General features: G+C 67.9%; 13 protein-coding genes. 1 reads left to right on the top strand and 12 read right to left on the bottom strand.

The features are described from left to right. The first annotated feature begins 1 nt into the window (after nucleotide 1). Complete coding sequence (locus BPODLACK_RS04365) at nucleotides 2-703, top strand: hypothetical protein (RefSeq protein WP_159404795.1); 702 nt, start codon at nucleotides 2-4, stop codon at nucleotides 701-703. Here BPODLACK_RS04365 and proB read toward each other — a convergent pair. From proB to mobA, 12 genes are all read right to left on the bottom strand, one after another. Then, the gene (gene proB, locus BPODLACK_RS04360; protein ID WP_159404794.1) at nucleotides 694-1839 is read right to left on the bottom strand and encodes a glutamate 5-kinase; all 1146 of its coding nucleotides are present in this window, start codon (nucleotides 1837-1839) and stop codon (nucleotides 694-696) included. The two genes, BPODLACK_RS04365 and proB, sit on opposite strands and share 10 nt — an antisense overlap. Next, nucleotides 1836-3302, bottom strand: coding sequence for a GTPase ObgE (gene obgE / locus BPODLACK_RS04355; RefSeq protein WP_024498372.1), 1467 nt, complete (start codon nucleotides 3300-3302; stop codon nucleotides 1836-1838). Before obgE ends, proB begins: the two co-directional genes overlap by 4 nt. A 96-nt stretch (nucleotides 3303-3398) precedes the next feature. Next, on the bottom strand, nucleotides 3399-3662 hold the full coding sequence (gene rpmA / locus BPODLACK_RS04350; RefSeq protein ID WP_005198946.1) for a 50S ribosomal protein L27: 264 nt from the start codon (nucleotides 3660-3662) through the stop codon (nucleotides 3399-3401). 38 nt (nucleotides 3663-3700) lie between these two features. Next, nucleotides 3701-4012 (bottom strand): 50S ribosomal protein L21, encoded by a 312-nt coding sequence (gene rplU / locus BPODLACK_RS04345; RefSeq protein WP_006437207.1) that lies wholly within the window; start codon nucleotides 4010-4012, stop codon nucleotides 3701-3703. Between the two features lie 279 nt (nucleotides 4013-4291). Further along, nucleotides 4292-7645, bottom strand: a complete 3354-nt coding sequence (locus BPODLACK_RS04340) for a translation initiation factor IF-2 N-terminal domain-containing protein (protein WP_159404793.1) — start codon at nucleotides 7643-7645, stop codon at nucleotides 4292-4294. A 425-nt stretch (nucleotides 7646-8070) separates the two neighbouring features. Then, on the bottom strand, nucleotides 8071-8487 hold the full coding sequence (gene ndk / locus BPODLACK_RS04335) for a nucleoside-diphosphate kinase (RefSeq protein WP_024498370.1): 417 nt from the start codon (nucleotides 8485-8487) through the stop codon (nucleotides 8071-8073). Nucleotides 8488-8525: 38 nt separating this feature from the next. Beyond that, nucleotides 8526-9002, bottom strand: a complete 477-nt coding sequence (locus BPODLACK_RS04330; RefSeq protein WP_159404792.1) for a hypothetical protein — start codon at nucleotides 9000-9002, stop codon at nucleotides 8526-8528. Nucleotides 9003-9206: 204 nt separating this feature from the next. Beyond that, nucleotides 9207-9596: a DUF4233 domain-containing protein gene (locus tag BPODLACK_RS04325; RefSeq protein WP_024498368.1), complete on the bottom strand. Its 390-nt coding sequence runs from the start codon at nucleotides 9594-9596 to the stop codon at nucleotides 9207-9209. Further along, entirely contained in the window at nucleotides 9593-11119 is a 1527-nt protein-coding gene (gene folC / locus BPODLACK_RS04320; protein WP_159404791.1) for a bifunctional tetrahydrofolate synthase/dihydrofolate synthase, read from the bottom strand. The genes BPODLACK_RS04325 and folC overlap by 4 nt, the downstream gene beginning before the upstream one ends. Next, the gene (locus BPODLACK_RS04315; protein WP_159404790.1) at nucleotides 11116-13788 is read right to left on the bottom strand and encodes a valine--tRNA ligase; all 2673 of its coding nucleotides are present in this window, start codon (nucleotides 13786-13788) and stop codon (nucleotides 11116-11118) included. The genes folC and BPODLACK_RS04315 overlap by 4 nt, the downstream gene beginning before the upstream one ends. Nucleotides 13789-13855: 67 nt before the next feature. Beyond that, nucleotides 13856-14068, bottom strand: coding sequence for a hypothetical protein (locus tag BPODLACK_RS23880; RefSeq protein ID WP_236577601.1), 213 nt, complete (start codon nucleotides 14066-14068; stop codon nucleotides 13856-13858). A 1-nt stretch (nucleotide 14069) separates the two neighbouring features. Beyond that, entirely contained in the window at nucleotides 14070-14717 is a 648-nt protein-coding gene (gene mobA, locus BPODLACK_RS04305) for a molybdenum cofactor guanylyltransferase (RefSeq protein WP_159404789.1), read from the bottom strand. Nucleotides 14718-14776 lie beyond the last annotated feature (59 nt).

Genomic DNA, 14776 nt, shown 5'->3' with positions numbered 1-14776 from the left:
CATGTATGACTACAAATTCAGAATTCGCCAACGAAAGCGGATATTTGACTATAATCTGAATCGTGCGATCGGGTTCAAAGATCTGTCAGAGTCTTCAATTCTATCGGATCATAAAGCTGATGATCCAATCACTCCTGATGAACTCGCACGCGACTTAGCCCTGTTCTCACTCGTCGCCGCAGTGGGTTCACTGGACGAATTGATGAAGTCTCTGTATTGCGACGCCCTGATTGGCTATCTCACCGGCGACTATTGTCCGCTCGATCGAATCAGAGCCTCGATTCCGATCGCTGCAGCTCGGACGCTAATGGACGCCCTAGCACGAGGGGACGACATCGCCGTCGGACTCCTTCCGACCCTTACGCAAACCGCAATTATGCGCGAGTACGACCGTGACAATTTCCAGAGCGCGAGCGCGATCAGTGGTGCGTTGCGAAGTCTTGGCGGGCCAAAGCTCAAAGTCTGTCTTCGCGATTACGGTCCGGGCAACGTACCTGCCGCGGAGGCATGCTCGCTCTTTGACCGACTCGCCAAGAGTAGGCATCTAGTTGTGCATCGCCTATCAGTCGAATCGCGGAGTCTTGAGGCTGACACGGAAGTATCAAACGCAAGAGAACCTGTGAGTGGCGACGAGCTAGAGGCTCTGAAGGAGATCGGGAACGCGCTCGTGGGCTATTTCACCGCTCGCGCAGTTCACGGTTGAAGGACGACCAGGTCGTCGGCATGCACGACGGGCCGCTGCAGTTCGGCCGGGAGTTCGTCGGTCTGGCGGCCGATCATCGAGGTGACGTCGTCGGAGTCATACGAGGCGACGCCGCGCGCCTTCACCGCCCCGCGCTGGTCCACCAGTTCGACGACGTCGCCATCGAAGAACCGGCCCTCGACGCCGACCACGCCGGCGGCGAGAAGCGAACGACGCCGATGGGATACCGCAGCCACCGCACCGTCGTCGAGGACGATCCGACCCCGCGCGTCCGCGGCATGACGCACCCAGAAGCGGCGGGCGGACAACCGCTCCTCGCGGGCGGCGAACACCGTACCCACCGATGCGTCGGCGAGAGCTTGCGCCGCCGACGAGGCGGCGGCCAGCAGGACCGGGACACCGGCATCCGCGGACAGGCGGGCCGCGGCCAGTTTCGAGGCCATCCCGCCGGTACCGAGCGCTCCCCCCGACCCGGCGATGACGCCGTCGAGATCCTCCGGCCCGTTCACCTCGGGGATCAGACGGGCACGTCGGCCGTCGACGCCCACCTTGCGCGGGTCGCCGTCGTAGAGTCCGTCGACATCGGAGAGCAGCACGAGCGCGTCGGCGCCGCTGAGGTGGGCGACGAGGGCGGCGAGCCGGTCGTTGTCGCCGAACCTGATCTCGTTGGTCGCCACCGTGTCGTTCTCGTTGACCACGGCCACCGCACCCAACGACCGCAGACGATCAAGCGTGCGTTGGGCGTTGGCGTGATGCGACCGGTTGGAGATGTCGTCTGCGGTCAGCAGGACCTGCCCCACGGTGCGGCCGTAGCGGGCGAACGAGGTCCCCCAGGCGTGCGCCAGCGCCAGCTGTCCGACGCTTGCCGCAGCCTGCTTGGTTGCGAGGTCCGTCGGACGCTTCTTGAGACCCAGCGGGGCTATACCCGCGCCGATCGCGCCCGACGACACCACGATGACATCGGAGCCGGCACGCATCCGCGCTTCGAGCGCGTCGGCCAGGGCATCGAGCCGATCCCGATCGAGTCCCTCGGTCAGGTCGGTCAGAGCCGACGAGCCGATCTTCACCACGACGCTGCGCGCGTGCGCGATCTGTGCCCGAACGCCCCGAACCTCGATGCGGGCTTCCGCGGTCACGACTGGTCCTGCTCTCCGTCCTCGACGGGCAGCCCGCGGCGCAGCCGGCGCGCCTGCTTACGTTCGGCGGCGCCCACCCGATCGTTGCGGTCGAGTCGGATGTCGGTGCCGCGTCCGGTGACCGGGACGTCGTCACCCATGGGCGTGCTCGGCTCCCAGTCGAAGGTGACCGCACCGATGGTGACCGGCGCACCGGGCTCCGCACCCAGCTTCACCAGTTCGTCTTCGACGCCGAGCCGGTTGAGGCGGTCCGCCAGGTAGCCGACGGCCTCGTCGTTGTCGAACTGCGTCTGCGCGATCCAGCGTTCCGGACGCGAACCGCGGACGATGAAACCGCCCTCGATCTCCGGATCGCGGATGATGGTGAACCCGGTGTCGTCGACCGCCTTCGGACGGATGATCGCGCGGCGGGGCACCTTGGCGGGCTGGGCTTCCCGGTACTCGCGGACCATCTTCGCCAGTGCGAAGGTCAGTTCGCGCAGACCCTCGTGGGCCACGGCCGAGATCCGGAAGACCGGCCAACCGCGTTCGGCGAGTTCGGGTTCGACGAGGTCGGCGAGTTCGGCGGCATCGGGGACGTCGATCTTGTTGAGGATCACCACACGCGGACGCTCGGCCAGGTCGCCCAGACCGTGATCGGCGTCGAGCGCCGGGCGGTAGGCGGCGAGTTCGGCCTCGAGGGCATCGATGTCGGACACCGGGTCGCGACCGGGTTCGAGGGTCGCACAGTCCACGACATGCGCGAGGACGGCGCACCGCTCGAGGTGGCGCAGGAACTCGAGTCCGAGACCACGGCCGGTCGACGCACCTGGAATCAGGCCGGGCACGTCGGCGATGGTGAACACCTCACCGGCGGTCTGGACCACACCGAGATTCGGCACGAGGGTGGTGAACGGATAGTCGGCGATCTTCGGCTTGGCCGCCGACAGCACCGACACCAGCGACGACTTGCCCGCCGAAGGGAAGCCGACGAGGCCGACGTCGGCCACGGACTTCAGCTCGAGAACGAGGGAACGTTCCTGGCCATCCTCACCGAGGAGGGCGAAGCCGGGGGCCTTGCGGGCCTTCGACGCGAGCGAGGCGTTGCCGAGGCCTCCTCGACCGCCTTGTGCCGCCTCGAAAGTCGTTCCGGCGCCGACCAGGTCGGCGAGAATGGTGCCGTTCTCGTCGAGCACGACGGTACCGTCGGGCACCTTGAGGACGAGATCCTCGCCGTTGGCGCCGTCACGGTTGTCGCCGGCACCGGGTTTGCCGTTGCTCGCCTTGGCATGCGGACGGAAGTGGAAGTCGAGCAGAGTGTGCACCTGCGGGTCGACGACGAGGCGCACCGACCCGCCGTTCCCGCCATTACCGCCGTCCGGGCCGCCGAGAGGTTTGAACTTCTCCCGGTGGACCGAGGCGCAGCCGTGGCCACCGTTGCCCGCCGCGACGTGAATGGTCACGCGGTCGACGAACCGTGACATCGAATCCTTCTTCCATCCAAAAAAGAACAGGGCGGGCCGGGTACGTGATGACCCTGCCCGCCCTGCGAAAAGGCTTGTCGTGCCGGATAGCTCGGGTCAGACCTGAGCGGTTTCCGGGACGATGTTGACCGTCTTGCGGCCACGCTTGCTGCCGAACTCCACCGCGCCTGCGGCGAGCGCGAACAGGGTGTCGTCGCCACCGCGACCGACGTTCACGCCGGGGTGGAACTTGGTGCCGCGCTGACGAACCAGGATCTCTCCCGCGCTCACCTGCTGGCCGCCGAAGCGCTTCACGCCGAGTCGCTGGGCATTGGAATCGCGACCGTTGCGCGAGCTCGATGCGCCCTTCTTATGTGCCATGTGTCAGTCCTCCTGAGGTCTTCGCGAAGCTGGTCGAACTACTTGATCCCGGTGACCTTCAGGAGCGTCAGCTTCTGACGGTGACCCTGGCGCTTGTGGTAGCCGGTCTTGTTCTTGAACTTGTGGATGCGGATCTTGGGGCCCTTGACGTGCTCCACGACCTCGCCGGTGACCGAAATCTTGGCCAGCTTGTCGGCGTCGGTGGTCAGGGTCGAGCCGTCGACGACCAACGCGACCGGCAGGCTCACCGTGGAGCCGACCTTCTCGTCGATCTTCTCGACCTTGACAATGTCGCCCTCAGCGACCTTGTACTGCTTACCGCCGGTCTTGACGATCGCGTACGTTGCCATCGAAGTTCTTCCTCTTACTCGTCTGGTCGGGCCCTCGCCAGCGCCGAGGCGCTCTCGAAGGCGTTCGTGTAGTGCATCCCGGCGCGGGCCGCAGTCGACCCAGTCAGCTGACCGGGAGTGGCTGCAGATCACACCAGAGGGCCTGCCACGGGATTCGCGCCGCTGCCGGTGCACGTGGCACACAGAACAGCGCAGACCCTCCGCGGGAGGCGACTTTCCAAGGTTACGGGAACGGCGGTGGCCGGGTCAAACCAGCCCCGCCGGCCCGTCCCTCGGCGATCAGCTGTCGGTCGGCGGCGGTCCGGCGGGCCGGCCCGCCGTACGCTTCCGCGGGCGCCGGCGTACCGCGACCACGGACTCCCCGGTGGAGACCGGACCGAAGGTCGTCTTGGGCGCCTCCGGTGCCGCGTCGACGGCCGTCATCACCACGTTCTCCGGTGCGGTGGTGGTCTGCGCTGGGCGCCGGACCACCCGGCGGCGGCGCTTGGCCACCGCGGGAGCCTGCCCGTCGGTCGACAGGACCGGTTCCTCGACCTTCACCGGTTCCTCGACCTTCACCGGTTCCGCTTCCGCCGCTTCCGGTTCCGCCGCTTCCGGTCCCGACACGGTCTCGGCCACCGGCTCGGGGGTCTCCGGCTTCTCGGGCGCGCCCTCGGGGTGATCACCCTCGTGGTACTCGCCCTCGGGGTGCTCGTCGTCGTGGTTGTGTGCGGCCATGGCCCGGAACAACGGGTGTTCGGCAGCGGGCTTGTGTGCCGGCTGCGGCGCCGCCTTGGTCTCGGCGGGTGCCTCCGACTTCTTCTTGCCGCGGCGCGAACGCTTGGAGCCGGCGCTGTCCGAACGCGCCGAGTCGTCGCCGCGCACCTCGACCGGGTTGGTGTGCACGATCAGGCCGCGACCGCCACACGTCGAGCACGGGGTCGAGAACGCCTCTAGCAGACCGGTGCCGAGACGCTTGCGGGTCATCTGCACCAGGCCGAGCGAGGTCACCTCCGACACCTGGTGGCGGGTACGGTCCCGAGCCAGGGCCTCGGTGAGGCGACGCAGCACCAGGTCACGGTTGGACTCGAGGACCATGTCGATGAAGTCGACGATGATCATGCCGCCGATGTCGCGCAGGCGCATCTGCCGCACGATCTCCTCGGCCGCCTCGAGGTTGTTGCGGGTGACCGTCTCCTCGAGGTTGCCTCCCGAACCGGTGAACTTGCCGGTGTTGACGTCGACGACCGTCATGGCCTCGGTGTGCTCGATGATCAGCGTGCCGCCCGACGGCAGCCACACCTTGCGGTCGAGCGCCTTTGCGAGTTGCTCGTCGATGCGATGGACCACGAACGAATCGGGTGCATCGGCGTGCGGCTTGCTGAACTGCTCGACCCGCTCCATGAGGTCGGGTGCGACGGAACTGACGTAACCCTCGACGAGGTTCCACGCCTTGTCGCCCTCGACGACGAGCTTCTTGAAGTCTTCGTTGAACAGGTCACGCACCACGCGAACCAGCAGGTCGGGCTCCTCGTACAGTGCACGCGGAGCCGACGAGCCACCCTTCTTGGCCTGCGCGACCGATTCCTCGATCGACTTCCACTGCGATTCGAGACGAGCGATGTCGGCACCGAGTTCCTCGGCACTGACGCCTTCCGAGGCGGTGCGGATGATCACTCCGGCCTCGTCGGGCACGAGCTTGGCCAGGATCTGCTTGAGACGCTTGCGCTCGACGTCGGGCAGCTTGCGGCTGATACCGGTCGACGACCCGCCCGGCACGTAGACGAGGTACCGGCCGGCCAGGGAGATCTGCGTGGTCAGGCGGGCACCCTTGTGTCCCACCGGGTCCTTGCTGACCTGCACCAGCACGTTGTCGCCGGGCTTGAGCGCCTGCTCGATCTTCCGCGAGCCGCCGTCGAGTCCGGCAGCATCCCAGTTGACCTCGCCGGCGTACAGCACACCGTTGCGGCCGCGGCCGATGTCGACGAAAGCCGCCTCCATGCCGGGTAGCACGTTCTGCACGCGGCCGAGGTAGATGTTGCCCACCATCGACGACGACGTCGCCGTGGTGACGAAGTGTTCGACGAGGACGCCGTCCTCGAGCACCGCGACCTGGGTGTAGTCCTCCACCGCGGCGAGCTCGTGGCCGTCGCCGTCGGAGATGCTGCTGTTGGCGCTGCGCTCGCGCACCACCATCACGCGGTCGACGGCCTCGCGACGGGCGAGGAACTCCGACTCGGTCAGGATCGGCGGGCGTCGACGGCCCGCGTCGCGTCCGTCGCGACGGCGCTGACGCTTGGCCTCGAGTCGGGTCGAACCGGAGATGCCCTGCACCTCGTCGCGCGCACGCTTGCTCCGGGGTTCACGTTCGTGGACCACCGTGTTCGGCGGATCGTCCGGCGAACCCTCGTCGGGTTCTCCCCCGCCCTTGCGCCGGCGGCGGCGACGCCGACGGCGGGTCGAGGACGCCTCATCCGAGTCGTCGCCTTCACCGTCGTCCGACTCGGTGTCGTCACCGGAATCGGTGGCCGTCGAGGAGTCGCCCTCCGACACATCCGCGGAAGCGGCCTCCTTCTGATCGGCCTCCTCCGAGTTCTCTCCGGCTGACCGCCGGCTGCGACGACGTCGGCGTCCGGTCGGCTCGCCATCACCGGCGCCCGACTCCTCGGACTGCGACTCATCCGTCTTGTTCTCGTCGCCGGATTCGTCGGCCGTCGACTCGGAGTCGGTTGCCGAGTCCTCGGCGCGGTCACCGGTCTCGTCCGACTCGGTGTCATCCGACGAATCGCCGGACTCGCCCTGGTCGCCGCGGCCGCGACCACGACCACGACGTCCGCGACGGCGACGACGGCTACGACCCGAACCCGAGTCGTCGGCGTCGGTGCTGTCGGTGTCGGTCTCGTCGGCGTCCTCTTCGGGAGCCTGGTCGTCAGCGGAGGTGTCGGCAGAAGGTGCGCCGGTCGACGGCGCTTTCTTCTCGGCTTTCGCCGGCTTGTCGGGCTGCTCTGACTTCTCGGGCTGCGCCGGCTTCTCCGCCTGCGCCGGCTTCTCCGCCTGCGCTGGCTTCTCGGGCTGCGCCGGCTTCTCGGCCTGCTTCGCCGCGCGCGCGGTCTTCGGCTTCTCGGCGGGCGCCTGTGGCTGGAGGAACAGCGGCTGGGTGCCGAAGGACGTGTCGTCCTCGGCGGCCTGCGCCGCGACCGGCTCGTCGTAGCGGGTGGCCGCGGCCGAGAACAGACTCGGCGGCTCCTCGACCTTCGGAACCTCGACGGCCGGCTCTTCCACCTTCGAAGCCTCGGCGACCGGCTCTTCTACCTTCGAAGCCTCGGGGGTGGTCTCTTCGACCTTCGGCGCCTCGGGGGCCGGCGCTTCGACCTGCGGCGCCGCGGGGGTGGCCTCTTCGGCCGGGACCGGCGTCACCGCCTCGTCCGCTTCCACGTTGGCCCGCACCCGTTCGGCCACGGCCTGCGCCAACTCACGGTCGACGCTGGATTGTGGGCTGCGCGTCTGCACCCCGAGATTGGCCAGGTGCGCCAGCACCTGCCGACTCGTCAGGCCCAGGAAGCGGGCCAGTGCGTGCACACGAAGTTTGCTGGGAAATTCTTCCACCGGTTCTGACGCTGCGTTCGCGTCAGCCGGTGACCCGTTGTCGGTCACTCAGTCTCCTCGAACCCCCGGGCGCGTCGGGCTGACGCGGCCACGCGAGGGTCTGCTCTGTGTCCCGGTCACGTATGACCGGTGTTGTGTGGTCTCCGCGTCATCACGCTGATCCGAGAGTCGGTTCAGCAGAGAACGCTCTTGCTGTGTCGATGACCGCATCCCGGGCGCCTTCCACGCCACCGGGCACAGGGCAGAGCCTGAGTGTTCGGCTGCTGGCAGCAGTACGAACCTCGGCGGGATCAGCTGTGGTTGTGGGCGTCGCGATGCGGATCTACCGCACCGCGACGCGCCGAACCAGGGCGCGTCATCCGGCCATCGTCGACAAAGTGTGCCGGCGATAACCCTGCAAGTATCCCACACGGTGGTCGGATGACCGCAAAGTATGCGCGTTTGAGCCGCGCGTCGAACCGAGGGAACCCCGGTCAGCCTGCGAGTTCGGGGAACCAGAGAGCGATCTCACGCTCGGCCGATTCCGGCGAGTCCGAGCCGTGGACCAGGTTGTACTGGGTGTTCAAGGCGTAGTCCGCGCGGATGGTGCCCGGCACCGCCTTATCGACGGGATCGGTGCCGCCGGCGATCTGCCGGAAGGCGGCGACGGCGCGCGGGCCCTCGAGGACGGCCGCGACCAGCGGGCCGGAGGTGATGAACTCCAGCAACGAGGGGTAGAAGGGCTTGCCCTCGTGTTCCGCGTAGTGGCCGCGGGCGACCTCGTCGCTTGCGGTCTTGAGCTCGAGAGCCACAAGAGTGAGCCCCTTGCGCTCGATGCGGCTGATGATGTCGCCGACGAGCAAGCGTTGGACGCCGTCCGGCTTGATGAGTACGAGAGTGCGTTCAGTCACGCCTCACACCTTAACGACCGGCGACCGGATTCCGACGGTCAGGAGCAGTACTCACCGGCGACCGGGAAGAAGCCGTAGTTGAACAGGCTGCCCGACCGCGACTGCGGGTCGACGACGACCTGGAGACACCCACCGGGCGAGGCCAACGCACCGGCGAGAGCGAGGTCGAATTGTTGCGCGAGAGCGAGATTCGCCGGACGGTACTGGGCGGGCACCGGCAACGTCGCGATGGCCTCGGGCGCCTTCATACCCGCCGCGCGCTTGGTGACGGAGTGGGTCGCGAGGTAGCTGAACTCTCCCTGCGAGACGGGCACCGGAGCGCCTGCCTCGGGTACCGCGAACGCTTCCAGGGCCGGCGGCGTCTGCTCAGGTGCGGGTGCCGCCGAGGCGACGGCGGGCGCGGCCAGAGCGAATGCCGCCGCACCGGCGAGGGCCATTCCGGCCGAGCGGCCGATTCGGGCGGAGGTGCGGGGGCGATCAGAACCGGCGGGGGTCCGGGAAAACAGGAACTGCACGTACGTCCTCACGTTGGATGTCGTCACGATGGCGGGTTGCGGTGGGATGAAGCCAGGCGGGAACTCGCCGGCTCCCCACGGCTTGCGCCATTGTTGCAGCAACCCTCGCGGTCCGCTCCCGTTCGCCGATAACGGTCCGGACACAGGTCTTGCGACCACCAAACCGCTGTCGGGACAGCGTTGACTCCCCAGGTGGGACGCGCGTCAGTCGATCGGTTCCTGACCGGGGAGCATGCCCAGTTCGACGCGTTTCTCCACATCTCGCTTGATGTAGACGATGTAGAGCCAGACCGATCCGAAGACCACACCGACGACGGCGATGGACCAGTGGAAGATGCCACCGACGATCACCGCCATCTGCAGGCCGAGGTCGAGCTTGAGCGCGTACGGGCGGCCCTGCATCCCTGCGGCCGCGATCATCGCGAGCACGAGGAGGGTCAGGTATCCGCCGGACAGCCAGGTCAGGCCGCCGCCGAGTCGCCAGACGATCGGGAACGCCAGGATGATCACGATGACCTCGAGGATCATCGTCCCGGCCATCACCCCGCGCAGGCCCTTCCACGGGTCGTTTGTGGGCGGCGTGTACCGGGTCATGAGGGTTCCTTACCGAACAGGGTGCGGGCGGCGCCGGCGGTCACGACCGACCCGGTGATGACCACTCCCGCACCCGAGACACGCTGACCTTCGGAGTCCTCCGCGAGGGCGATGGCTTCTTCGACGGCGTCGGGCAGGAACGGCTTGACGACGACCCGTTCCTCGCCGAACACCGCGTGTGCGTACTCTGCGAGCGTCTCGGCGTCGAGGGCACGCGGCGAACCGTTGTTGGTGATGACGACGGCGTCGAACACGGGCTCGAGAGCCTCGAGTAGTCCTCGGGCGTCCTTGTCGCCGAGCACTCCGATGACGCCGATGAGGCGGCGGAAGTCGAACTCCTCGGCCAGCGCCTGAGCCAATGCGGTCGCGCCGTGCGGATTGTGCGCGGCGTCGGCGAAGACCGTCGGTGCGCTGCGCAGCCGCTCGAGCCGTCCGGGGTTGCCGACGGCGGCGAACCCGCTCCGGATCGCGTCGATGTCGAGCTGGCGATCGGGGCCGGCACCGAAGAATGCCTCCACCGCGGCGAGGGCCAGAGACGCGTTGGCGGCCTGGTGGGCGCCGTGCAGCGGCAGGAAGACCTCGTCGTAGACGCCGCCGAGTCCCTGGATTCTCAGCATCTGGCCGCCGACGGCGGTGGCCGAGTCGAGAACCGCGAACTCCGAACCCTGACGGGCGACGACCGTGCCCGCCTCGACGGCAGCGCGCAGCAGTACGTCCATCACCTCGGGGCTCTGCTCGGCGATGATCGTGACCGGGTCGACGGCGCCGAGTGCGCCGGGCTCGCCGGGTTTGATGATCCCTGCCTTCTCCCCCGCGATGGCGGTGAGCGTGTCGCCGAGGTAGTCGGCGTGGTCCATCGCGATCGGCGTGATGACCGAGACGATTCCGTCGATGACGTTGGTGGCGTCCCAGCGTCCACCCATGCCGGTCTCGACCACCGCGACGTCGACCGGGGCCTCGGCGAAGACCGCGTAGGCCATCGCGGTCAGCACCTCGAACTTGCTCATCCGCGGGCCGCCCGCGGCGGTCGAGCCGTCGTCGACCATCGTGATGTACGGCTCGAGCTCGCGGTAGGTGTCGATGTAGGTCCGCGCGCGGATCGGCTTGCCGTCGACCGAGATCCGCTCGGTGACCCGCTGCAGGTGCGGGCTCGTGATCCGGCCGGTCCGGCGGTGCAGGGCGGTCATCAGCGCATCGATCATCCGCGTCACCGACGTCTTGCCGTTGGTGCCCGCGACGTGGATCGCGGGGTAGCTGTGCTGGGGCGACCCGAGCAGGTCCATCAGGGCCGCGATGCGCGTCAGCGACGGTTCGATCCTGGTCTCGGGCCAACGGGTGTCGAGTTCGGCCTCGACCTCGGCGAGTTCGGCGAGATCGTCTGCACTGTCGTGGACGGTCAGCGGCGGCCGGTCGGTCTCGGCGTCCGCCGCTCGTTCCTCGGCGTCGAGTAGCTCCGACAATCCCAGCGGATCCTCGCCGACGACGGCGGGATCCTCTTCCGGGAAGCCGGTCTCGTCGCTCACGCGCCGCCGGCCAGACTCGCCAGCTTCGCGTTCAGCCGCTCGACCTCTTCGGTGGCGATCCGCTGGCGGTTCCGGATCTTGCTCACCACCTGGTCGGGAGCCTTGGACAGGAACTGCTCGTTGCCGAGTTTGGCCGAGGTGGTCGCCAGTTCCTTCTCGGCGACCGCCAGGTCCTTGGTGAGACGCTTCCGTTCGGCTTCGACGTCCACGGTTCCGGAGGTGTCGATGGCGACGGTGACGGTTGCGACGGACAGGCGGACCTCGATGGTCGCGGTGGCCCCGAAGCCGGGTCCGGCGGCATCGAGACGCGCCAGCGACTGCACGTAGGGCAGCAACGGCTCGAGGCCGGACTCCCCCAGTCCGTCGAACTGGGCGGCGACCCGCTGCCCCGGACGCAGTCCCTGGTCGCTGCGGAAGCGGCGCACCTCGGTGATGAGGCGCTGCAGATCGGCGATGCGAGCCGCCGAATCGGTCGACCAGTCGCGTCCCGACGGGGTCGGCCACTCGGCGATGACGAGCGATTCGCCCCCGGTGAGCGTCTTCCACAGCACCTCGGTGACGAAGGGCATCACCGGCGACAGCGCGCGCAGCAGCGGTTCGAGAACCGCACCGAGCACGACAGATGTTGTCTCCGAACGCTTCTCGTCATTCTCGGCGAACTGGACCTTGGCCAGCTCGAGGTACCAGTCGCACACCTCGTCCCAGGCGAAGTGATAGAGCGACTCGCAGGCCTTGGAGAACTCGTAGGACTCGAAGCCGGCGTCGACCTCGGCGAGCACCTCGTCGAGACGGCCGAGAATCCACCGGTCGGCGTCGGTCAGGACCGACGCGTCGGGCAGCTGGGCGACCTTGGCGCCGTTCATCAGCGCGAACTTGGTCGCGTTGTACAGCTTGGTCGCGAAGTTGCGCGACGACTGGGCGTGATCCTCGCCCACCGAGATGTCCGCGCCCGGGTTGGCACCGCGAGCCAGGGTGAAGCGCAACGCGTCGGCCCCGAAGCGCTCGACCCAGTCGAGCGGATCGATGCCGTTGCCCTTCGACTTCGACATCTTGCGGCCGTGCTCGTCGCGGACCAGGCCGTGCAGGAACAAATTGTGGAACGGGATCTCGTTACCCGGACCCAGATCCTTGCCGACGTAGGTCCCGAACATCATCATCCGCGCCACCCAGAAGAACAGGATGTCGTATCCGGTGACGAGAACCGAGGTGGGATAGAACTTCTCGAGATCGTCGGTCTTCTCCGGCCAGCCCATGGTGGAGAACGGCCACAGGCCCGAGGAGAACCAGGTGTCGAGGACGTCGGTTTCCTGGACGTATCCCTCCGGCGCCTCCTCATCGGGTCCGACGCACACGACCTCACCGTCCGGGCCGTACCAGATCGGGATGCGATGTCCCCACCACAGCTGACGCGAGATGCACCAGTCGTGCATGTCGTCGACCCAGCCGAACCAGCGCGGCTCCATCGACTTCGGGTGGATCACCGTGGACCCGTCCCGGACGGCGTCGCCGGCGGCCTGCGCCAGCGACGAGACGTCGACCCACCACTGCATCGACAGGCGGGGTTCGATCGGCTCACCGGTGCGCTCGGAGTGTCCGACGCTGTGCAGGTACGGACGCACCTCCTTGACGATGCGCCCCTGCTCGGCGAGGGCTTCGCGGACCTTGACCCGCGCCTCGAAACGGTCCATGCCGTCGAATTGAGTTCCCGTGTCGGCGATTCGGGCCGATTCGTCCATGATCGTCGGCATCGGCAGGTTGTGCCGCTGGCCGAGCGCGAAGTCGTTGGGGTCGTGCGCCGGGGTGATCTTCACTGCGCCGCTGCCGAATTCGGGGTCGACGTAGTCGTCGGCGACGACCGGGATCTTCCGATCGAGGAACGGGTGCGGCAGTTCGGTGCCGACCAGATGCGCGTAGCGCTCGTCGTCGGGGTGCACGGCGATCGCGGTGTCGCCGAGCATCGTCTCCAGACGCGTCGTGGCCACCACGATGTGGGGTTCGGAGTCATCGAGGGAGCCGTACCGGAAGCTGACGAGTTCACCCTCGACGTCGGCATAGCTGACCTCGATGTCACTGACCGCGGTCTTGAGGACCGGAGACCAGTTGACCAGACGCTCGGCCTGGTAGATCAGCCCGTCGTCGAACATCTTCTTGAAGACGGTGTGCACCGCGCGTGACAGACCCTCGTCCATCGTGAAGCGCTCGCGGGACCAGTCGACGCCGTCACCGAGGCGACGCATCTGCTCGCCGATGTTGCCGCCGATCTCGGCCTTCTCGGCCCAGACGCGCTCGATGAAGGCCTCGCGGCCCAGGTCGTCGCGGGTCTTGCCCTCGGTGGCCAGCTTGCGCTCGACCATCGTCTGCATCGCGATCGCCGCGTGGTCCATGCCGGGCAGCCACAGCACCTCGTAGCCCTGCATCCGGCGACGGCGCGACAACGCGTCCATGAGGACGTGCTCATACGCGTGGCCCATGTGCAGCGACCCGTTGACGTTGGGCGGCGGGATCACGATGGAGAACGGGGGCTTGTCACTCTTGGCGTCGGCGGTGAAGTAGCCGGCATCGACCCAGCCCTGGTAGAGCGTCGCCTCGTGCTGGGCGGGGTCCCAGGATTTCGGCAACTCGTTCTCGGGCGGCGCGGATGTGGGGTCGAGTGATGTCACGGCCGCCATTCTATGTTTCCGCCGGGTGTGACCTCGCCCCGGACCTCACGTCAGTACCCGGCAGCGGCGCGTCGGTTCATGCGGTCTCGGCCGGAAGGGCCGGTCCGAGGAGAAGTCCGCCGTCGATGACGTACTCCGATCCCGTGATGAACGACGCGTCGGACGACGTGAGGAACACTCGAGCGCTGCCGTTCGGGAGACCACGAACGGCCCACTTGCCGGCGACGTATGGCGCGTAGAGCGCCGTGCCGCCCGCCCGGCAGGAGGTGTCGGCGACCCGGCCGCGCATGTCAACTCGTCGACACACGCAGCCGGTGCACGTCCTCGGGCGCGTTCACGTTCACGAGCCAGTCGGCGTCGGAGACGCCCACTCGGTGAGCGTTGAGGGCGTCGATCGCACCGAGCATCCGCCGTTCGCCGCCGGCCACGAGATCGGCGATCACCGGGCCCGCGTCGGTCCGGTAGATCCCGGCCATCGGATGGTCGCGCTGTGCGTCGCGGGCGATCACCGCCTGGGTCGAGCCGGTCAGCCCCCGACGTAGTTCGTCGATGAGCTCGGGGGCGATGAGCGGCATGTCGGTGGCGCACACGAAGGCGAGGCCGGCGCCTGCGGCCGCGGCCTTGGCCAGGCCCGCGACCAGGCCACCCAGAGGGCCGGTCCCCTCCTGTTCGTCGGTCACCCAGTGCACCTTGGACCGGTCGATGCCGGGGGCGGCGCGGTCGCGGATGTCATCGATGCCGCGGAAGGCCGCGGACGTCTCGCCGGCCACCACCAGCACCGGGTCGCACCGCTGCGCGACGACCCGCACGACGCGGGCGAGCATCGGCTCGCCTTCCCAGTCCAATGCCGCCTTGTCGCTGCCCATGCGCCGTGAGCGCCCGCCAGCCAGCACGATCGCCGCGAGTTTCGAACCGTCTGATCCCGTGTCTTGAGTCACAGCTCCCAGTGTGCGTGATCCGTCACCGCGGCGAGGCGAGATGGTCATCATGCCCCACG

It is taken from the genome of Gordonia sp. YY1, assembly GCF_009872315.1.
GTDB classification, from domain to species: domain Bacteria; phylum Actinomycetota; class Actinomycetes; order Mycobacteriales; family Mycobacteriaceae; genus Gordonia; species Gordonia amicalis.
Note: the sequence above shows the minus strand (reverse complement) of the source record. Positions and strands in the feature narration are given on the sequence as shown.